Raw genomic sequence first — 20,805 nt, 5'->3', positions numbered from 1 at the left:
GCCGACACAGCACGGGCGGCCCCGGCCATCGTTGCCTGGCAGCAACCGACTGGGGAACGAAGAGCAGCACTGGCCGATTTCACAGATCCTCATCAGACCAGCCAGGACCGTCCTGTGATCGGCGCCAGGCTTACAAAGCAGTGATCGGTGCGCTAGTTGCTGTACAGCAGTGCAGTACAGCAACCACGCCGACCGCAGCGGACCTTCAGCGCACCTGAGAAGCCGAGAAGCCAGCCTGGCAGACCTCAGCGACCGCCCCGCCGATAGTTCGCATCGAGGGGATCCGCCTCAGTGCTGACTCCGCTCTGGATCCTCCGAGGGTTTCGGTAGCGGCCAACGATGACCTACTTCGACCAGCCAGAGCGAACAGACCAGCGGCGGGAGTTGCGGAGCAGCCGGCGCCCAAAACGGCCCCCAAGAGGCAATGGCCGCCCGCTGAGACTCATGCCCGCACAGCCGGTCTCGTGGTCGGGATGGTGTGCAGCCTCGGCGACGCTGTTCATTCGTCCTGCGGTGGGGTCTTGGGCTGACTCGCAATAGACTTTATTATCCATTCAGTACCAACTCGTCGCGCTTTGCCGTGCAGATGATCAAGGAGGCGCTCGGCGGTGAGATACCGCAACAGCTCAACCGGTTGAAGAAAATATGCCTTGAGCTGTGCAGATGACCTCTCCTGGGTTTTGGTGAAGGTTGCCCCGATGTAAGCTGCCATTGCAGCACCAGATATCCCCGTGACCCCGGAGACAATTGACGCTGTGGTGGTTCTGGCGAATCCTGCAATAAGCGCCGAGGAAACGATCGCGATAAATCCTGCACCGGCCGCTATCTGGGCATGAAGAAAGCTACGTTCGGCCTGTCTTGTGGAAATCTTATGATAGACATTTAGCCGTTTCTGGGTGTGGGCCCACAATGATGCGAAGTCGCTACCGCTGGCCTCCTCGTCTCTTTGCAATTCCTCGAGCTGGCCAAGCAGTATGCGACCGCGCAGATCTCGTCGCATCTGACGGTAGTACAGGAATAGTCCGGGTATTCCAAAATAGGTGACCATGAAGCCGCCGAGGACTGCCCCCAAAAAGGCATCCTCATCTAGCGCTACGGAGATCAGCCCTCCCAGACTCGCAAAGAACGGTATCAATGCTACAACTATGAGAGGGGCCCAGAGAACAGCTTTCTTGCGCTCGCGCGAGTTAAGCCAGATTTGGCGCTCCCGAGCGGCGGCTCTATTGGGGTCTTCTTCGCCGCGGTCGAGTGCATCGACAGGATGTGAACCCTCCTCATTACGGCTGTCGCTTGACGCTGTAATCGAATCCCCTCCCGTTTTTCGATCACCTCTAAGAAATCCACTCACTTTTCCCTCTTTTCATCAATTTCCGTAGGTCTTCTTACATTCTCGGGCCATGTAGTCGCTGTGTCGTCAGATGAGGACCAAATGGATGACGTGAGGCTGTGTCCGGTACGCGGCCTCCGCTGCGATTACCTGTGGCTCCGACGTCCAGCGGCGGCAAGGCTTGCACTTACAAAGCAGGTGGGGTGACGCCCCCGCATGCCAGTTCCGTGCCAGATCGAGTGGTCAACCACGGTCAGTCGGAGCCCGCAGCGGCAAAGGCATCTGCGGACAGACTCGGCGCTGTGGCACGCGAGATAACCAGCGAGGACGTGTCCGCGGGCGGTGCCAGGCTTACAAAGCAGTGGTTCGAGGGGGCCCTCAGTCTGAGCGTGGCCGATGAGCCCCCCAGCCTTCCTCTGCAAACAGAGCCCCTCATCCGCATGGGCGGGGAACGATGAGCACCATGACGAGCGATGACGACAGGAAAGCAGCGAAGCGCTTGGCCGGTCAGGCCCACGAAGTAGGGCGGGTGTCTGGGCAGAGGCGCTGGCGCAAGATGTTGCAGCGAGTGAGCCGCGGGCGGCTTGGGCGGCGGAGCGGATGGACGAGCGTTCCACGGTTAGACACGCCATGGCAGGACACCATCTCCGCAGAGCGGGGCGACGACTGGCGTCAGCGGGCAGCCAACCTGGATGGTGACTTCGCGTTCAGCGTCGACTATCAGGTCTGCCGGCGCTGTCGGCTTGGGTGGGTCGAGCAGCCTTATACGCTGCCGGAGTATCAGCGATGCGGTCTGGCTTCTGCCGGCCTCGCCGCGCTGCGGATCGACGTTCCAGGCCTGGCATGGCACACCCTGGGTGGGCACCTACGCGATTCCGTGGGATTCTGGGTGGCCATAGGAGCAGACGTACCCGGCGGGTACCAGCAGCGCAGCCTCTGTGCCCACGTCACCACCGGGTGACGTCCAACAACGCCTTCCGCGAGGTGCGGCCTATTCGTGGACCGACAAGGCTCGGAATGTCACTCGCAGGTCGCTGACCAGCAGAGACTCGTGTGACGCACGGGGCCTCCGGAGCCGTGCCCGGTTAGAGCTGGGCCGTCTGTGGGCCGTCGAAGGGCGGCCTAGAGTGACCAACAACGACCAAGACGGCCGCCCGACTGCTGGTCGCGCCTGTCTTGCCTTGGGTCCTCTGAGGTCGCATGCGAGCGGCACAAGTTCCTGCGCAACAAGAAGCAGGAGTGGGAGGAGTACCGCTCCGAGGTCACGGCCTTCGAGCTGCGCAAGAGCCTGCCGGTGCTGTAGGGACCTTCGGCGGATCCTCGGCGCGTTCCCGGCGGCTCCCGGCCGCCTGGCCTGCGGGGACCGGCCCTCTCCTCCTGCGGATGCGAAGTCCGCGGGGTGCCGTGACCCTGGGAGGGACGGGGGACCCTGCGCCGAGGAGGAAAACCCCATGTCCATGATGGACAAGATCAAGAACATGCTCAAAGGCCACCCTGAGCAGACGAACAAGGGCATCGAGAAGGGCGGCGACTACGTGGACGACAGGACCCAGGGCAAGCACAGGCGCCACGTGGACACGGCCCAGGACAAGATGAGGGAGCAGTTCGGCAGCGGTGAGGGCGGCCGGCCCGCCCCCGGCCCGGACCGCGGGCCGGACGAGCCGCCGCGGGCCTGACAGCGACCGGCCGGCCCGGACCGGGGGCGCACGTCCCCGGTCCGGGCCGCCGTGTGCCGGGGGCCGTCAGGGACCGGTGAGGCGGTCCACCTCCGTAGCGGTGTCGGCCACGCCGCCGATCCGCGGTAAGCCGAGCGTGACCGAGGCGTGGTGCTCGCCGGCGGTGAGCCCGGCCGTCGTCCTCGGCGAAGACCAGGTCGTACCCGTGGTCGCACGCGACACGATCCGGCCCATCAGAGCTTCCGGCACGAGGGCGGTGCGGGAAGCGTCGATCGTCGTCATGCCGTCACGACAGGCGGCGGCGGGCGAGGAGATGGGCCTGCGGCGTCTTCTCACCCGGTTCCGCCTCCCGCACCATCCGCGCCCGCACCTCGAAGCCGGCCGACTCCAGCTGCTCCGCGACCTGTTCGGGCATCAGCCGGTGGAAGTCGAGCGAGATCTCGTGCCCGAACCCCTCGGTGTGGCGCACGGGCTCGTGACCGACCTGGAACCCCATGAGCAGATAGCCGCCGGGAGCGAGGACGCGGTGGAACTCGGCGTACACGGCGGGCCGTTGGGCGGGCGGGACATGAATGACGGAGTACCAGGCGACGAGCCCGCCGAGTGAGCCGTCGTCGAGGTCGAGCGCGGTCATGGACCCCTCGTCGAACCGCAGCCCCGGAAACGTGCGCCGGGCGAGGGCGACCATCGCGGGAGACAGGTCGATCCCCGAGATGTCCACTCCCCGCCCATCGAGATACGCGGTCGTCTCCCCCGGCCCGGACCCGACCTCGACGACGCGGCCCTCGACCAACTCGGCGAACGCGGTGAGCGTGGCGCGGTCCAGCGGCTTCGCCTCCAAGTCGGCGCGGAACATGTCGGCGTAGTCGGCGGCGATGGCGTCGTACGAGGCGCGGGTGTCGGTGAGGAAGGCGGGCTCGCCCTCCCGGGGCCCGCCGGCCCCGGCCTCGTTCGTCTGAGGTCCGTTCCCCTGAAGTCCGCGCGCCTGAGGCCGGCCCCTCTCGGATTCGATGGTCATGGGACGACCTTAACGGCCGGGTCGGACAGCGCGTCCTTTGTGTGGCAGCGGTCCCCGCAGATGTCCTGACTGGTTCTCAATTCCCCTCCTTCGCCGAGCTGTTCCGTGAAAACCCCCATTTCGGAAGCAGTGCGACACGCAAGTCATCAAGTGCTGGTGTCCCGGCGTGCCGAGCCGCTTCGAGACCGGCCGGCGCCAACTCTGGTCGGATCCTGCGGGGATCCGTTCCGACGGAACAGGGCCGTCCAGAGGAAGGACTTTCCGAAGTGCGCGGACTCCGGGGGCTGTTCGCGCATCCGGCGCAGCTCGACCTCCTCCAGGTCGGAGAAGACCCAGCGCAACTCCTCGGGCGTGTACGCGAGTCCGCCCTCGAGGCGGGCCCGCCCGTAGAACTCGGTGTCCGGCAGCTCCGACCCCATCCCGCCGGCGGCGAAGCAGGTGAGGAAGAGATGCCCGCCGGGCGCGAGGACGCGGTCGAGCAGGGCGAGGTAGCTGACGCGGCGGTGCGGCGGCAGGTGGTGGAACATGCCGGAGTCGAGGACCAGGTCGTACGGTCCGGTCAGCTCGGCCGTGAACGCGTCCCCGCAGTGGAAGCGGACGTCCACGCCCCCCTCCCGGGCGCGCTCCTCGCCCCATGCCACGGCGGTCGGCGACAGATCGACGGCGTCGACGCGGAACCCGGCGGCGGCGAGCCGGACCGCGTTCCGTCCCGGCCCGCACCCCAGATCGAGGACCCGCCCGCGCGCCGGGACGAGCCCCCGGTCGAGATACGAGACCAGGCTCTCGTCCGGCTTCGCGACGAAGAACGGCACGGACTTGTCACGGTCGGCGTAGAAGCCGTCCCACCAGTCGGCCCCCTTGACGGTCCACCGATCGGCCTCGGGCGCGAACAGGCCGTCCAGGAGTGCGAGTACGTCGTCGACGCTGCGGATGTTCCGGTGCATCAGGTCCCCTTCCCTCGGGGACAACGCTATGCCGGACGGAGGAGAGATCCCAGGTCAGGTGGGGTGTGTGCACGTTGCGGGCGGCCGTGTGCGGGCCGCTCACCACTCTTCGGACCCGCCCCTGTCCGGCTGCCCCCGCGCTGCCGCGCGGGACCCCGTGAAGGGCCGTGACGGGGCCGTTGCGGGCCGACCCGGAGCAGGTTTTCGCGGCGATTTCCTTCGGCTCGGCGGGCGGCGTACGCGACGAACCCGCTCGACCGACGGCTGCGCGATTCGGGCGACGCGTGACGCACAGGCCGCCGGCTCTGTCAGCGCTCCGACAGCGGTGACGGCGCCTCCTGCACGCACCACGTGTTGCCGTCCGGGTCCTTGAAGAACATGAACGCGTTCCACACGTCGCCCGGGCCGTCCTCCCAGCCGGTCGCGCCCACGTGCTGGATCGGCGTCACCGGCACCCCGCGCGACATGAGTTCCGAGTGCGCCTTCGCGATGTCCGTCACGCACAGCTGGAGGGCGTGCAGGGAGCCGGGGGCCATCTCGGGCTGGTCCGGGTGGCGCGGCATTCCGGTCATCAGCGCGATGGAACAGCGCGAGCCGGGCGGCGTGAGCTGGACGATGCGCATGCCCGGGGCGACCTCGTCGTCCAGGTCGACCTTGAACCCCAGGGCCTCCCCGTAGAACGTCTTCGCGCGGTCCAGGTCCGTGACCGGGACCGTGACGACTTCGAGGGTCATTTCCATGGCGGGTCCTTACGTTGTCGGAGGAGCGAGGAGTGGAGCGGGGAAGCGGGTCAGCCGGTGAAACTCCAGCGGGTCTGGCCGTACGGCTCTCCCCTGTGGAAACCGAACGCCTTCCGCGGCGCCACCCGGAATACCAAAGCCTCGCCGGCCGTGTGCGCGAACACGCCGTCGCGGACCTCGAAAGTCCCGTTCTCGCCGTACTTCTCGGTCCACAGGCGCGCCGGCGTGCGCAGCGTCGCCTCGTCCGTTACCCGGACCGCCTCGCCCTCGACCACCACGTCGTCGCCCTCGCTCAGCGAGTTCGTCGACCCGGTCGTGAGGACCACGTGAGGGTTGGCGCGCAGGTTCAGTGCCTTCTGCTCCCCAGGACCCCATGCAGAAGTGCAGGGCGTCGTCGTGCCACACGGCGATCAGCGGCGTGACATGCGGGCGGCCGTCGGCACGTACGGTCGTCAGCCAGAACACCTCGGCCGCCGCGATCCGGGCCACTGTCTCGGGCCAGGACGCGGCGGCCGCCTTCGGGTCGCTGAAGCGGGGATCGAGCTGTACAACGGGGTCGGTCACGGACATCGCTCTGTCCTCTCACGTCGTGTGCCTGCGGAGGCTGCACAGAGACAGACCCGGCGCGGCGCCCGTACTCGTCGCTCGCCCCGGCACCGAGCTCCGGGCTCGCTCAGCCCACCGGCTGCCACGCCTCCGGCGCCCCGGGACCGGACCAGTACAGCCGCCCGTCCTGGCCGATCGCGCCCACGCCGGTCTCCGTGCCCGACGGAGCCCCGACGAACAGCGGCCCGCCCGCCCGCCACCGCGGCGTACCGGCCGACCGGCCCGCCGTGCCCGTGCCGCCCGGCGCCGGCAGGTAGGTGCCCGGTACGCCTGTCCGGGAGCGGACCGCCAGCAGCGCGTGACCGGGGCCGGAGGCGCTGACCGGGCCGAAGCCCGCGACGCCGCCGAGTTCGGTCACGGGCGAGGCCAGGGGGCCCGAGAAGTGGACCGTGCGGACCGCGCCGGACACGGGCCTGCGGAACCAGAGCCGTACGCCGTCGCCCTCCGGCGCCGCGCTCAGCGTGAGCGTCGTCGGCGGCAGGTCCGTCGGGGTGGGACCGCTCAGCGGGGCGCCCGGCCTCGCCTGCGTCCAGGACCAGACCGACAGCGGGGTGCTGACGAAGACGTGCTGGCGGCCGCTCGCGTCGGACGCCACGGCCGGGTCGCCGTGCAGGTTCTCGCCGCCGCGCTCGCGCCACGCCGTCCAGGAGCCGTCGAGGCGCTGGGAGACCGAGCTGAGCGAGTAGTGGCCGTTGCGCAGGTAGACCGTGATCCGGCCCGCCTTGTCGACCGTCGCCGCCGGGGCCGAGATGTCGGAGAGACCGGACGCGTCGTCCTTCTCGGGCGTGCCGAGCGAATGCCACCGCCCGAACGCGCCGCCCGGCGTGCGCTGCACCGCCGTCACCACCTCGCGGCGGTAGTCGGCGGGCCCCGCGCCCAGGGTCGTACGGGTCGCGAACACCGCGATCCGGCCGTCCGCGAGCCGCACCGACGTCACCCCGCTGTCGAGCCCGGTGCCGGGCAGCAGTTCGGGACCGGTCCAGGCGCCCCGTGCGCCGCGGTGCCAGACCGCGAGGCGCGTGTCGAGGACCGAGAAGGCCCACAGCTCGTCGCCGCGTCCGGGCTGCATCCAGGACGTCGACTCGCCCCGGGTGTAGCGGACGGACTGCGTCCAGCCGTGGCCGCCGGGCCGCGCCGCCACCTTGCGGTCGCCGCAGCCCGCCTCGGCGCCGCAGTAGTTCCGGTCGTCCGTCCACGCGTACGTGTGCATCGTGCGCAGCTTGGCCGCCGCCGTTTCCGGGTCGAGCGTGCGCGGCAGGCCGCTGGTGAAGTAGCCGAGGTAGTTCTGGACGCTGAACGCCGGGTGGCCGGGCGTCGCCGCGTACCGCGCGAGCGCCGCCTGCGCGAACCGCGCCCCGAAGAGGTGGTCCTGGTGGTCGGTCGGCCGGTCCGTGCCGGCGACCAGACCCGGCGTCGGGTCCTGCATCCGTACGTGCGTGGGCGCGAACCGCTGCAGCAGCCCCGCGACCGTGTCGACGACCTGCGCCTTGCTGTACGCGAAGTCCCGCTTCACCGGGGAGCCCGACGCCAGCTGCGAGGGCAGCTCGGACACCCGGCCGTCCCACAGACCGTGCAGGCTGACGGGCCGGTCGCCCGTGATGGAGCCCGCCTCGCGCAGCTGGACCCACACCAGGGACAGCTCCGGACGGGCCACGAGCACGTCCAGCTCGGCGGTGCCGCCACCGGCCGTCGGTATCGCGGTGCGCCGCCACGGGCTCGTCCGGTCGCCGGTCGCCATCTCCGCGTACGCGGCGCGTATGCCGTTCTGCCGGGCCTCCGCGTACCGGGCCTTGTCGGCGGCGGGCCTGACCGAGGGGGCGAGCGGGCCGGTGCGGGCCGCGTTGACGCCGTCGGACTCGCCCGCCGTGAGGTAGACGGAGGTCAGCCGGGAGCGGGAGTCGACCGACTGGCGGGTGTCGGGGTTCATGAAGAACAGGTCGTCGTCCGGGTGCGCGACGATCTGGACCACGGAGGTGGGGGCGGGCCCCGTGGGGGCCGGGCTCTCCTGGACGGCCGCCGGCCGGGCCGTCTGCACCTTCGGCGGGTTGCGCGTCGCGCCGGAGCCGGCGGCATCGGCGCCGTAGAACCAGCCGGCCACGGCGACCGGGGCGATCAGCAGGGCCGCCGTCGGGCCTCGGCGGGAGAGCAGGGTGAAGCGGCGGCGGGGCCCGGACGAGCGCATTGCGGTGGTGCCTTCGGTGTTCAGGATTTCCAGCGGACGAGGTTCCGGCCGGCGCGCGTCGTGTGCGGCCCGTCGCATACGGGCACGAAGATCGGCACCGGCCTGCCGTGAAGACGGAAATACCGAGCATGCGGTTCATCGCGGGCGTTGTGCGCCGAACATGGCGAATCTCACGCGCCTCGTACGTCACGTCCGACAGGTACCGCGCGTGGTCCGCGGGGCCGAGGCCGGTCTGGTGGGGGACTAGGCTCGAACCGGCACGCTGATCAGGGCGAGGACGGGAGACCGGGATGACGGCGCCGGGGCGCAGAAGCAGCACCTTCACGCGACTCCTTCGGCACGGATTCACCGACCCCTCCGCCGCCGAGCGGCTGCTCGACCTCCCCGACATGGCCCCGGTCCGCGCCGACCCCGTGCTGCTCGACGCGTTCGCCGCCACCGCCGACCCCGACCTCGCCCTGCGCGGCCTGGTGCGCGTGGTGGAGGCCCACGACGACGGCGAACGCCGCCGCTTCCTCGACACCCTCGCCACCGCCAAGCCCCTCCGTGACCGGCTGCTCGGCGTCCTCGGCGCCTCCGAGGCGCTCGGCGACCATCTGGCCCGCCACCCGCGCGACTGGCGGGCGCTGTTCACGTACGAGTCCGCCGACCTGCACCCGGGCGTGGCCGAGTTCGAGGCCGGGCTCGCCGGGGCGAACGACCCCGTGTCGCTGCGCGTCGCCTACCGCCGCTGCCTGCTCGCCATAGCGGCCCGCGACGTGTGCGGCACCACCGACGTCGCCGAGGCGGCCGCCGAACTCGCCGACCTCGCCACCGCGACCCTGCGCGCCGCGCTCGCCATCGCCCGCGCCGCGGCACCCGACGACGCCGCCGCCTGCCGCCTCGCCGTCATCGCCATGGGCAAGTGCGGCGGCCACGAGCTGAACTACGTCTCCGACGTCGACGTGATCTTCGTCGGCGAACCGGCGAACGGCACCGACGAGAGCAAGGCCCTCCAGGCCGCCACCCGCCTCGCCTCGCACCTGATGCGCATCTGCTCCGAGACCACCGTCGAGGGCACCATCTGGCCCGTCGACGCCAACCTGCGCCCCGAGGGACGCAACGGCCCGCTGGTGCGCACCCTGTCCAGCCACCTCGCCTACTACCAGCGCTGGGCCAAGACCTGGGAGTTCCAGGCGCTGCTCAAGGCGCGGCCGGTCGCCGGGGACCTGGCACTGGGCGAGGAGTACATCGACGCCGTCTCCCCGCTCGTCTGGCAGGCCGCCGAGCGCGAGAACTTCGTCGCCGACGTGCAGAAGATGCGGCGCCGCGTCGTCGACAACATCCCCGCCGCCGAGATCGAGCGCGAGCTCAAGCTCGGACCCGGCGGGCTGCGCGACGTCGAGTTCGCCGTCCAGCTGCTGCAGCTCGTCCACGGCCGCAGCGACGCCTCCCTGCACAGCGGCAAGACCCTCGAGGCGCTCCAGGCGCTCGCCGCCGGCGGGTACGTCGGCCGGGCCGACGCCGCCCAGCTCGACGACGCGTACCGCTTCCTGCGCGCCATGGAGCACCGCATCCAGCTCTACCGGCTGCGGCGTACCCACCTCGTGCCGGAGCAGGAGGCCGACCTGCGCCGCCTCGGCCGCTCCCTGGGGCTGCGCACCGACCCGGTCGCCGACCTCAACCGGGAGTGGAAGCGGCACGCCTCGGTCGTACGCCGGCTCCACGAGAAGCTGTTCTACCGGCCGCTGCTCGACGCCGTCGCCCAGCTCGCGCCCGGCGAGATCCGGCTCAGCCCCAAGGCCGCCGGACAGCGCCTCGAAGCCCTCGGCTACGCCGACCCCGTCGCCGCCCTGCGCCACCTGGAGGCGCTGTCGTCGGGGGTGTCCCGCAAGGCCGCCATCCAGCGCACGCTGCTGCCGGTGCTGCTCGGCTGGTTCGCCGACTCCGCCGACCCCGACGCGGGCCTCCTCGGCTTCCGCAAGGTTTCCGACGCACTCGGCAAGACGCCCTGGTACCTGCGGCTGCTGCGCGACGAGGGCGCCGCCGCCGAGAACCTGGCCCGGGTGCTGTCCGCCGGCCGGCTCGCCCCCGACCTGCTGCTGCGCGCCCCCGAGGCCGTCGCGATCCTCGGCGACCCCGAGGGCCTCCGGCCCCGCGGACGCGACCACCTCGAACAGGAGGTGCTCGCCGCCGTCGGGCGCGCGGACAGCGCCGAGGCCGCCGTCGCCGCGGCCCGCGGCGTGCGCCGCCGCGAGCTGTTCCGTACGGTCGCCGCCGACCTCATCGCCTCGTACGGCACCGAGGACAGCCCCGCCGAGGCGGACCCCGGAGCCCTCGTCGACCGGGCCGGCACGGCGGTCACCGACCTCACCGCGGCGACGATCGCCGGCGCGCTCAGGGCCGCCGTGAGCGACCAGTGGGGCGACACGCTGCCCACCCGGTTCGCGGTCATCGGCATGGGCCGCTTCGGCGGCGGCGAGCTGGGCTACGGCTCCGACGCCGACGTGCTGTTCGTGCACGAGCCGCGCGACGGCGTGGACGAACAGGAGGCGGCGCGCGCCGCGAACACCGTCGTCGCCGAGATGCGGCGGCTGCTCCAGCTGCCCACCGCCGACCCGCCCCTGCTGATCGACGCCGACCTGCGGCCGGAGGGCAAGAGCGGACCCATGGTGCGCACGCTCGCCTCCTACGAGGCGTACTACCGCCGCTGGGGCCTCGTGTGGGAGAGCCAGGCCCTGCTGCGCGCGCGTCCCATGGCCGGCGACGCCGAACTGGGCGCCCGGTTCGTCGAACTGGCCGACCCGCTGCGGTACCCGGAGAACGGACTCGGCGAGGACGCCGTACGGGAGATCCGCCGGCTCAAGGCGCGCATGGAGTCCGAACGCCTGCCGCGCGGCGCCGACCCGACGCTCCACGCCAAGCTGGGCCGCGGCGGTCTGAGCGACGTCGAGTGGACGGTCCAGCTGCTCCAGATGCGCCACGGCAGCAAGGTGCCGGGCCTGCGCACCACCCGTACCCGCGAGGCCCTGGCGGCGGCGCGGGAGGCCGGTCTGATCTCCGCCGAGGACGCCGCGACGCTCGACGAGGCGTGGGTGCTCGCCACGCGGGTGCGCAACGGCGTGATGGTGGTGCGGGGCCGGGCGGGCGACACGTTCCCGTCGGACGGCCGGGAACTGGCGGCGGTGGGCCGTTATCTGGGCTACGGCCCGGGCCACGTGGGCGACATGCTGGACGACTACCGCAGGGTGACGCGGCGGGCGCGGGCCGTGGTGGAGGAGCTGTTCTACGGCGCGTAGCGCACGCCGGGCCTAGGCGCGCGTCGGCAGCAGATGCCGGAAACGCCGGGGCCGGTTCGGGTCCTCCACCAGCCGGGGCAACCGGTGCGGCAGCGCCCGGTACCACGCGTACGACACCCCGAAGCCGAACGCCAGGCAGATCATGCCGCCCACCGCGTCCAGCCAGAAGTGGTTCGCCGTCGCCACGATGACGACCAGCGTCAGCGTCGGGTACAGCACGCCGAGGATCCTCGCCCACGGCGCCGTCGCCAGCGCGCAGATGACGAGGCCGCACCAGAGCGACCAGCCGATGTGCATCGAGGGCATGGCCGCGTACTGGTTCGACATGTTCTTGAAGTTGCCCGAGGCCATCGAGCCCCAGGTCTCGTGGACGAGAACGGTGTCGATGAAGTGCTGCCCGTTCATCAACCGGGGCGGCGCGAGCGGATACAGGTAGTAACCGACCAGCGCCACACCGGTGGTGGAGAAGAGGACGAGGCGGGCGGCGGCGTAACGGCCGGGGTGTCCGCGGTAGAGCCACACCAGCACACCGATGGTCACCACGAAGTGCAGTGTCGCGTAGTAGTAATTCATGGACACGATCAGCCATGTCACCGAATTCACGGCGTGGTTGACCGACTGCTCCACCGCTATGCCGAGGGTCTTCTCGGCCTCCCAGATCCAGTCCGCGTTGCGCAGGGCCTGGGTCCGCTGCTCCGGTACCGCGTTGCGGATGAGCGAGTACGTCCAGTAACTCACCGCGATCAGCAGGATTTCGAACCAGATACGGGGGCGGCGCGGCGACCGGGGGGCGCGCCGGACTTGTCCGGTCTGGACCGATTCGGCGGTGGCCTCGTCGTCCACCATGGGTGACGGGGTCGCCGTCCGGCTGTCCAGAGTCTTCACGGTCGCTTCACCCATGGGTCGAGAGTCTGCCAGATCCACGGCCCAGACTGATCATCCCTTGGACGGGTTCGCGCCGCACGCGGTACACCTTACGGACGAGCGGTCCGTCAGGGCGAGAGTCGGGGTGCCCCGAATGCGATGCGGGCGGCCGGCAGGTGCTTCTCCAGCAGCAGCACCCCGTACAGGCTTCCGTCCGCCGCCCGCTTCGCGGGCTCCTCGCCGACCACGGCGCAGCCCGCGTCCTCGTAGGACGTCCGCAGCCGGGGTTGCTGCTCAGGCAGTCGAGCCGGGCCGTCGCGCGCCCCGCGGCAGCGACACACCCCTCGGCGTGGGCGAGCAGCGCCCGGCCCGTACCGGGGGAAGCCGGCCGGTTGGTCGCTCCGCCCCGAGGAACCCGCACCGGCAGCGACCGTCGACGGCCTCTGCCCCGGTCAGCCCCTGCCCGGGTGGGGGCGCTGGGCGGGCACCTGCGCCAGCGCGGGCGCGAGTGCCAGCAGGCGGCCGACGAGGTCGCCGAACGGGCCCTCGACCGGCTCGTCCGCGAGCATGGCGACCAGGATCCGCGCCATCTCCTCGTCGTACGCCGCGCTCACCGCGGTCAGCGCCGCGAAGTCGTGCACGAGCTGGAGCTCCAGTTCGGCGCGCGGGATGCTGCGGCCGTCCAGCCAGAGCAGCGCGGTCGACTCGGCGAGCGAGACCCAGGAGCGCACGACCAGTTCCAGCCGCGGCGACGGCGTCCCGATCCCCAGGTGCGCGAGGATCTGGTCGAACGCGGCCTGCCGCACCTCGTCGATCATCGCGTTGGTCGTGGACGAGCCGACGGCGGGGCCGCCGCGCATCAACGCCGAGAAGCCCGGGCCGTGTTCGTCGACGAAGTCGAAGAAGCGACCCATCACCCGCAGCAGCCGCGCCCCCAGCGGGCCGTCGTGCGGTTCCTCGAACCGCCGGGCCAGCTCGTCGGCCGCCCGGCGCAACGCCGCCTCGTACAGGCTCTGCTTGCCGGGGAAGTAGTGATAGACGAGCGGCCGCGAGATGCCCGCGGCCGCAGCGATCTCGTCGATGGAGACGTCGTCGGGGGAGCGGTGGCTGAACAGCTCCAGCGCCACACCGATCAGCTGCTGCTTGCGCTCCTCGACGCCCATCCTGCGCCGCACCCCGGTCGTCATGCCGACACCCTACAGACCGGGGCGGAGCGTTCCCCTCCGGGTCCCTGTGCGCGGAACACCGCTCAGTGCAGCGGGCGGACCCGGGTGCCGTCCGCGAGACGGCCGTTCAGCTCCGCCCGCGTTCCTTCCCGCGCCCGTACCGCCAGCACGCGGCCGGCGCTCTCGCCCGTGGCCCCGCCGGAGACGGTCAGCGAGGCGAACTGTCCGCTTCCCGCGGCGAGTACGTACCACTGGCCCGCCTGCGACTTCCACAGCACACCCGCCAGCGCCCGGGGCTCGCGCACCCCGCACGACGGCGCGTCCTCCGCCCGCGCCACCACGGTGCCCGGTGCCCCGGGGTGGTCGGCCGGGGGGTGGAACTGGGCCATCACGCGTCCGCCTCCGCCCCGCCAGGTCTCGGCCCGCGTGCACAGCCAGGCGGCCGTGCCGTTGGCCTCCGGCAGCTTCTGGCGGGCGTACTCCCAGGCGTTGACGCTGCGCACGCCGTGCGCGCGCACCCCTGCCAGCGAACAGGCCGTACGCGCCCAGGACGCGCGGGCCGCCGGTCCGGTGGCGTCCTTCGGGGCGGCGGGCGGGCCGAAGGTGAGCCGCGCGGGCGTCAGTTCGCCGAGGTCGGTCAGCACCCGGACCCCGCCGCCCGCCTCGACGGCCTCCAGCGTGTGCCACGCACGGCAGACACGCGCCTGCGAGGGGCTGGGGAGCGGGGCGGTGAGCCCGTCGGCGTCCCGCGGCAGCGGGCGCGGCCGGGCCGCCGGCGCGAGCAGGTCCCGTACGGACACCTGACGTACCCACGGCGCCGTCAGATAACGGACGTCCGCGCCCGCGCGGGCCACGACGAGCGCCGCCGCGGAGGCCGTGTCCGCGCCGTCCGTCCGCGCGAAGTCCAGCGCCGCGCCGGGCGAGCCGTCGCGCGGCTCGGCGTAACGCGCCACCCGCAGGCCGTCGTGCAGCAGCACCACCTTCGCCGCGTCCACCTCGCCCGCGAACAGCAGGTGCGGCGGCCCCATGAGCGGGCCGGACGGTGTGCCCGGCGTCGCCGAGACCTGGACCGTCGCACCCGGTCGCGCCCACACCGCGAGCGCCCGCCGCAGCAGGCCCCGGTCGCCCACGAGCGGGCCGCGCGCGGGCCACACCGAGAAGTCCCGCCGCGTGGAGTGCTGCCAGGCTCCGGGCTCGGCCCGCGTCAGCCTGTCCGGGTCGAGCGCGGCCTCGGCCGCCGGATTGCGGGCGTAGAGCGGGGCCGCAGCGTCCGCCCCCCACCCGCCGCCCGGCAGCCCCAGCAGCGCCCCGCACACCGTGAGCGCCGCGACGGCCACCAGGCCCGCTTTGGCATGCTGGCGGCGGCGCATGAGGTCCGTGGGCCGCACCTGAAGGGAGCACGGGTCGAACTCGGGCGAGCCGAGCAGCGCCGCCGCCTTCTTCCCGCCCGGCACCGCGTCCGCCTCCGCGAGCGCCGCGTCCGGGTCCGCCGCGCCCGCGGCGGCGAGGACGTCACGCACCTGCGTGTCCGGGAGCCGTTCGAGGCCGCGCAGCACGTAGGCCGCGCGCGCGGGTCCGCCGAGCGCGGACAGCCGCTGGTCCAGGGCGAGTTCGTCCGCGCCGCCGGAGCGGGGGAAGACCCGCAGGCCCCAGATGTGCGGCAGCAGAGGCGGCAACTGGGCGCGCCGCGGCCGCGCCAGGCGCCGCAGCGGGAGCCCGGCCTCCAGCGCCTGGCGCAGCACCCGGTCGCGTAAGAAGGCGTAGCCGGGGTCCGCAGTGCCCGCCGGGCGCCGGGCCCGCGGCACGGCGGCCCCGCCGGAGACCGCCCCACGGCCGCGCGGCAGCGACCGCTGCGCGATCGCATGCGCTGTCAGCACGCGGCGGTTGCGGCCGAGAGTCGGCGGCAGTACGAGGTAGGCGATCCGTACCAGCCGCGGATAGTGCTCGACGAGCGCGGCCTCCGCCTCCTCCACACCGACCTCGCCCCCGAGGGGGACGGGCGGCGGGGGGACGGCGGAGGTGTCTGCTTCGGTGACGGCATCCTGTGGTCGCACGTTCAACAGAACGAGCGAATCGTCCTATGGTCACAAGGCGCGGTCGCGGACCGGTAAGGGGCCGCCGCGCCCGCGTCGACCCCGGCGCGCGAGGCCGGCCGCACCCCGGCGTGGCGCCAAGCCGGTGCAGGCCGCACGCGGAGTGCGGTGCCTGCCCGCCGCGGGCCGCGCGCACCGCGGCGCGTCCCCCTCACCGTGACGTGAGGTGTTCGCGGAGGCGGGCCAGTGTCGACGGGGTCACGCCCAGGCCGTCCGTCACATACGCCTCCATCGAGCCGTACCGCGCGTCGACCTCGTCCAGGGCCGCCGCCAGGTACTCCGGAGCCACGCCGATGATGCCCAGCGCCGTCTCGGGGCGGCCGCCCTGGAGGGTGAAGCCCTCCACCAGCGGCGCGAACGCCTCCCGTACCGCCGCGTTGACCGACAGGTACTCCGCCCGCACCGCATCCGGCGACGCACCCAGCAGGCTGAGCACGATCGTCGCCGCCCAGCCCGTGCGGTCCTTGCCCGCCGTGCAGTGGAACAGCAGCGGCGTCGCACCCGGCTCCGCCAGCTCGTTCAGGAACGCCCCGTAGGACGCCCGCGCCGAGTCCGTGGTCACGAACGCCCGGTAGATCGACTCGAACATCTCCCGGCCCCGGCTGCCGCCGAGCTCCTGCTCGGCGGCGGCCGGGTCGGCGAGCAGCTGACGCAGCCGGGCCGCCGCCGGCATCCGGCCCGCGGCGACCTCGTCCGCCAGCACGTCGGCGAGCAGGAGCCGCCCGCCCGGCGGCACCCGGTCCGGGCGGGCGTCGCGCTCGGCCGCCGTACGGAAGTCGACCACCGTACGCACACCGAGCGCGGCGACCGCCGGATCCGCCGCCGGGTCGAGCCGGTGCAGCTGACCGGAACGCAGCAGCACACCGCTGCGCACCGTGCCGCCGTCCGCCAGGGGGACGCCGCCGAGATCGCGGAGATTGGCGACGGTGGTGGACGGGATCGCGTTCATGGAGCGGAATGTATGCGCCCAGGGCGTCAGCCGGCGGGCACGACACCTTCCCGCAGCGACCACCCGCTGAACCGCACCGTCCCCCGCGCCCCGCTGCCGCCGTTCACCGCGCTCATGAAGAACCCGGCGTCCTGCCGCGCCGCCGTGCCCGGCACCGTCACCGACGCGACGGTCCGCCACGTCGACCCGCCGTCCGTGGAACAGGCACCGGTGAACGACGCACCCGCGTTCCTCGTCAGCCGCAGCATCACCGGCGCCCTGACACCGGTGATGCGCCGGTAGGTGTCGAGCGTGCCGTCGCCGTTCGTGTCGTACGACAGCACGACACCCTGCCCGGGCGTCACGGCCAGGTTCACGAAGCCCGCGTCGCCCGGCTTCCCGAGGGCGTTGCGCACGACGATGCCCGCCCGCGCCCAACTGCCCGTCGTCTCCTGCTCGTCCACCCGCAGCAGCACACGGCCCCCCTCGCCCAGCGCGCCCTCGCGGTACGCGGTGCCGAACTGCGTCGTGCCCCGCCACAGGTCGTTGCCCGCGCCGTTGATCGCCAGCCGGTCACCGAGCTGCCCGAACACGGCCGCGTTGGACGTGAACGTGCGCCACTCGGGGTCCAGCGGCGCCGCCAGGTGCACACTGCTGCGCTGGGTGACCGCCACCCGCTCCTCGCCGGCGGGCCCGTACCGCGTCGTCAGCGCGTACGGCATCGGCACCAGCGGCTCGGTCAGCGGCTCGTCCGGCGCCGTCACCCGCCAGGCCACCTCGCCGCTGCCGCCCGCCGCCACGCTCTCCAGATACGCGGCGCCCTGCGGCTCGGCGTCCAGCCCGGTGAGTTCCAGGTCCACCCGGCCCGTCGCCCGCAGCCCGTTGAGGTTGCGGAACGAGGCCGTCACCGTGCCCGTGCTGCCCGGGCTGAACGCCGACGGCTCCACGCGCACCGAGACGAACCCCTGGTACGGCGCGGCGGCCAGGGTGTCGTACACCCGGCGGGCCGTGCGGTACGCGTCGCCCGTCGGTCGCACCGGGTACGCCCGCCGGTCCGTCGTCCACGCCTCCTCGGCCGGGTACCAGTCGAACGACCGCGGCGCCCTGCCCTCCGCCATCGCGTCGGCCTGCTCGGTCAGGTACGCCTCCCACTGGGGCACATGGACGTCGGCCATCAGCCCCTGCCAGTCCCGGTTGGCGTAGTTGCTGAGCTGGCCCGCGGCCGCCCGGTCCGCCCAGGTGGTGATCAGCGCACGGGCCGTGCGCTCCAGCTCCACCGCCGCCTCGGGGCTTGTGGCGAGCCGCTTGGCGTCCTCCAGCCACGGCCCCAGCAGGAACGCGCGATGGCAGCCCGCCATCGTGTCGCTCAGCCGCATCAGCTTCACCCACAGCGCGGCGATCGCGCGGAAGGTGTCGACGTCCTTGTCCAGGTACGCGGCGCGCAGCGGCAGCTGGAGCGTGCGCGAGCGGTTGGCCAGCGCCTGCCGCGCCAGCTCGGTCAGATCGTGGCGGTACGCGTCCGAGTCCCGCAGCGGCGGCCGCAGGTCCAGCAGCGCGGCGAAGGCCCGGTCGAAGCCCGCCGGGTCGAAGGCCGTCCCGATCGAGGAGGTGAGACTCGGGCGGCGGCTGAACAGCGAGTCGTACGGCCGGCCGTCGGTGCTCGTGAGCTTGTACGCGGTCGCCGCCAGTGCGGCGAACGCGGACCTCGCCGAGCGGTCGTGACCGCCGTAGCGGATGTGCGCGTACTCGGCGAACCACGCGTCCCGGTCGATCTTCTCCTCGCGCCAGGCCAGTTCGCTGAACAGCTCCAGCGCCGCAGGGTCCCGCTCCGCGGCCTCCGGCATGTACGCGGTGCCGACCAGCGAGCTGCCCGGCTTGTCGCGCCAGGCGGTGAACTTCTCCGTCCACCGGTCCGTGTTCGCGCCGATCGTCGTCCGGCCGCCGAAGTTGGGGATGGTGCCGAAAGCGTACGGCGCGCCGCCCCACTCGGCCTCCCGGTCGGTGACCGTGTCCAGGTCGGACAGGCCGTCGACGATGAGCACCCGGCCGGTGTCGATGGCGTCCAGCAGCGCCGGGCGCGGATTGGCCTGCCAGCCGAGGATCACCCACGTCGCGTCGGGCCGGGCCGTGTGCAGCGCCGTCTCCACGGCGCGCGCGGCGTCCGGGACCGGTACGTCGCCCGCCGTGCCGCCCTCGTGCAGCAGGTCCATCTTGAAGTACGAGACCTCGCCGAACAGTTCCGCCTGGTGCCGGTAGAAGGCCGCGGCGACCTCGGCGAAGGCCCGCGTGCGCGGGTCGAGCCAGTCGGGGCGGCGCAGGCCGTTCCAGGTGCCCTGCGGGATCACGCGCGCGTCGCTGTCCGGATTGCGGGCCGGGAAGTCGTCCGGGACGGTGCCGAAATATCCGGGCAGCACCGGACGCATGCCCAGCTCCCGCATCCGGTCGGCGATCCTGCGGCCCAGGTCGGTGCGGCGCTCGATGAGGGCGGTGGACATCGGGCCGCCGTACTCGCTCATGTTCTGCAGCAGCCACCACGGCTGGTGCGAGGGCGCGGGCAGCCAGGTGCGCGCCTCGGTGTCCGAGTAGCCGAAGTCCCTCAGCAGCCGGTGGTAGACGGCCTCCTGGCCGGGCGTCACCAGCACCTCGTTGCAGCCGTGCAGGGCCAGCACGTCCAGCAGCCGCTCCCAGCGCGGCCAGTCGGCGTAGGGGGCGGTGTAGCCGTCGTGGGTGTCGTTGTACGCGAACCGGTGCGCGACGGTCGCGGCGCGTTGCAGCGGCGCGTGCGGCGCGGGCAGCCGGCGGGGCAGGTCGAGCTGGGAGCCGGACCACGAGATGTGCGCCCGGCAGACGTACTTGAGGTACCAGTGGACGCCGGTCAGCAGCACGGCCGCACTGGTTCCGGCCACCTCGATGCGCCCCGTCGAGCCGGTGACACGGAACCGCTCCGCGCCGCCCAGCACCCGCAGGCGGAACTGCTCCGCGTGCCCGGGCAGCAGCCGCCGCAGCGCCGCGTACGCGGCGTCGGCGGCCGCCTCGGGCTGCGCCGCACGGGTGGCGGGGACCGCCGCGGGGCCCTCGGACGCGACGGCCGGGGTGTGCGCGGCGAGTACCGCGCCTGCCCCGACCGCCCCTGCCGTGCCCAGCAGCGTACGTCTCGACAGCTCGTTCATCAGCGCTCCTTTGTGTTGCTCCAGCGACAACAGGTGCGTGCGCAGGGCACGTTACCCGCGGTTTTGCCGCGCGCAGAGAGGGCGGGAGGGCACCATGGCGGGATGCGGACGAGTAAGAACACCAGTACGCGGCGAGCGGCCCGGACAGGACTGGCGGTTGTGGTCCTCGCCCTGGCCGCCGCCTGCTCATCGGGAGGCGACGACGACGGGCGTGTCGGGGCCGGCGGGGACGCGAAGGAGTCCCGGACGGCGACCGGCAGCCTGGAGGAGATCGCACGCCAGGCCGAATGCGAACCGAACATCCAGACGGACGCGGCCGAGCTGCGGCAGGCCAATTGCGCGACAGCCGACGGCCGGTACGTCCTCGCGACCTTCGCCACCGACCGCGGCCAGCGCGAATGGATCAACGAGGCCAACGACTACGGCGGCACGTATCTGGTCGGGCGCAAGTGGGTCGCGGTCGGCGACGAGAAGGTGGTGGCGGCGCTGCGCGGCCGGCTCGGCGGCACGGTGGAGACGGGCACCGAGCACGGCTCGCACACCGGCGGCAAGAGCGGCGACGAGGGCGGCCACGAAGACCGCGAAGGCCACGACGACAAGGAGCACGAGGGGCGCCACGGGGGCTGAGGCCCCACGACCATCGGTCCGTACCGCGGGCCGGCCGGGATTTCCCGGCCGGCCCGGGAAGGCCGCGCACGACCGCGTCCGCAGACACGGCGATGCCGGTTCCGCCGGGGGCGCGGCCGGCGGGACCGGCCACGTCCCGTAAGCGGGTGACATTCCCCCTCGCCCGGACGATCGGCATATCACCAC

At 72.5% G+C, this 20,805-nt stretch carries 15 protein-coding genes and 2 pseudogenes; 5 read left to right on the top strand and 12 right to left on the bottom strand.

Going from position 1 to position 20,805, the window contains the following annotated elements; genetic code table 11:
• Positions 1-499: 499 nt before the first annotated feature.
• On the bottom strand, positions 500-1,348 hold the full coding sequence (locus ACWD0A_RS33040) for a hypothetical protein (protein ID WP_451304156.1): 849 nt from the start codon (positions 1,346-1,348) through the stop codon (positions 500-502).
• A gap of 442 nt (positions 1,349-1,790) precedes the next feature.
• Here ACWD0A_RS33040 and ACWD0A_RS33035 point away from each other — a divergent pair, with 442 nt between their 5' ends.
• From ACWD0A_RS33035 to ACWD0A_RS33025, 3 genes and pseudogenes are all read left to right on the top strand, one after another.
• Positions 1,791-2,288, top strand: coding sequence for a hypothetical protein (locus tag ACWD0A_RS33035; RefSeq protein ID WP_451304154.1), 498 nt, complete (start codon positions 1,791-1,793; stop codon positions 2,286-2,288).
• 255 nt (positions 2,289-2,543) lie between these two features.
• Positions 2,544-2,630, top strand: a pseudogene (locus tag ACWD0A_RS33030) (glutamine synthetase); the annotation flags it as partial.
• Positions 2,631-2,778: 148 nt separating this feature from the next.
• Positions 2,779-3,003, top strand: coding sequence for an antitoxin (locus ACWD0A_RS33025; protein ID WP_451304152.1), 225 nt, complete (start codon positions 2,779-2,781; stop codon positions 3,001-3,003).
• Between the two features lie 66 nt (positions 3,004-3,069).
• Here the strand turns inward: ACWD0A_RS33025 and ACWD0A_RS33020 are convergent, their stop codons facing one another.
• The 6 genes and pseudogenes from ACWD0A_RS33020 to ACWD0A_RS32995 form a co-directional block, all read right to left on the bottom strand.
• Complete coding sequence (locus ACWD0A_RS33020) at positions 3,070-3,285, bottom strand: hypothetical protein (RefSeq protein ID WP_451304150.1); 216 nt, start codon at positions 3,283-3,285, stop codon at positions 3,070-3,072.
• A 4-nt stretch (positions 3,286-3,289) separates the two neighbouring features.
• Positions 3,290-4,021, bottom strand: a complete 732-nt coding sequence (locus ACWD0A_RS33015) for a class I SAM-dependent methyltransferase (RefSeq protein WP_451304148.1) — start codon at positions 4,019-4,021, stop codon at positions 3,290-3,292.
• A 146-nt stretch (positions 4,022-4,167) separates the two neighbouring features.
• Positions 4,168-4,965 (bottom strand): SAM-dependent methyltransferase, encoded by a 798-nt coding sequence (locus ACWD0A_RS33010; protein ID WP_451304146.1) that lies wholly within the window; start codon positions 4,963-4,965, stop codon positions 4,168-4,170.
• A 308-nt stretch (positions 4,966-5,273) separates the two neighbouring features.
• Positions 5,274-5,705: a VOC family protein gene (locus ACWD0A_RS33005; protein ID WP_307715824.1), complete on the bottom strand. Its 432-nt coding sequence runs from the start codon at positions 5,703-5,705 to the stop codon at positions 5,274-5,276.
• Between the two features lie 50 nt (positions 5,706-5,755).
• A pseudogene (locus tag ACWD0A_RS33000) lies at positions 5,756-6,275 on the bottom strand (pyridoxamine 5'-phosphate oxidase family protein).
• Between the two features lie 103 nt (positions 6,276-6,378).
• Positions 6,379-8,493 (bottom strand): PIG-L family deacetylase, encoded by a 2,115-nt coding sequence (locus tag ACWD0A_RS32995; RefSeq protein ID WP_451304144.1) that lies wholly within the window; start codon positions 8,491-8,493, stop codon positions 6,379-6,381.
• A gap of 290 nt (positions 8,494-8,783) precedes the next feature.
• Between ACWD0A_RS32995 and ACWD0A_RS32990 the strand changes: the two genes are divergently transcribed.
• On the top strand, positions 8,784-11,771 hold the full coding sequence (locus ACWD0A_RS32990) for a bifunctional [glutamine synthetase] adenylyltransferase/[glutamine synthetase]-adenylyl-L-tyrosine phosphorylase (RefSeq protein ID WP_451304142.1): 2,988 nt from the start codon (positions 8,784-8,786) through the stop codon (positions 11,769-11,771).
• A 12-nt stretch (positions 11,772-11,783) separates the two neighbouring features.
• Here ACWD0A_RS32990 and ACWD0A_RS32985 read toward each other — a convergent pair whose 3' ends face one another.
• The 5 genes from ACWD0A_RS32985 to ACWD0A_RS32965 form a co-directional block, all read right to left on the bottom strand.
• A complete protein-coding gene (locus ACWD0A_RS32985) occupies positions 11,784-12,671 on the bottom strand; it encodes a phosphatase PAP2 family protein (RefSeq protein ID WP_451304140.1) in 888 nt (295 codons plus the stop codon).
• 416 nt (positions 12,672-13,087) lie between these two features.
• A complete protein-coding gene (locus ACWD0A_RS32980; RefSeq protein ID WP_451304138.1) occupies positions 13,088-13,822 on the bottom strand; it encodes a TetR/AcrR family transcriptional regulator in 735 nt (244 codons plus the stop codon).
• Between the two features lie 62 nt (positions 13,823-13,884).
• Positions 13,885-15,864, bottom strand: a complete 1,980-nt coding sequence (locus ACWD0A_RS32975) for a hypothetical protein (RefSeq protein WP_451304158.1) — start codon at positions 15,862-15,864, stop codon at positions 13,885-13,887.
• Positions 15,865-16,045: 181 nt separating this feature from the next.
• A complete protein-coding gene (locus tag ACWD0A_RS32970) occupies positions 16,046-16,843 on the bottom strand; it encodes a tyrosine-protein phosphatase (RefSeq protein ID WP_451304136.1) in 798 nt (265 codons plus the stop codon).
• Positions 16,844-16,869: 26 nt separating this feature from the next.
• A complete protein-coding gene (locus ACWD0A_RS32965) occupies positions 16,870-19,992 on the bottom strand; it encodes an alpha-N-acetylglucosaminidase (RefSeq protein ID WP_451304134.1) in 3,123 nt (1,040 codons plus the stop codon).
• A 102-nt stretch (positions 19,993-20,094) separates the two neighbouring features.
• Here ACWD0A_RS32965 and ACWD0A_RS32960 point away from each other — a divergent pair, with 102 nt between their 5' ends.
• Positions 20,095-20,619 carry a hypothetical protein gene (locus ACWD0A_RS32960; RefSeq protein ID WP_451304132.1) on the top strand — a complete coding sequence of 175 codons (525 nt, stop codon included), beginning with the start codon at positions 20,095-20,097 and terminating at the stop codon, positions 20,617-20,619.
• Positions 20,620-20,805: the final 186 nt, after the last annotated feature.

This window comes from Streptomyces sp. NPDC002867 (genome assembly GCF_053591895.1).
The sequence above is the reverse complement of the archived record's forward strand: the minus strand, read 5'-3'. Positions and strand labels throughout refer to the sequence as shown.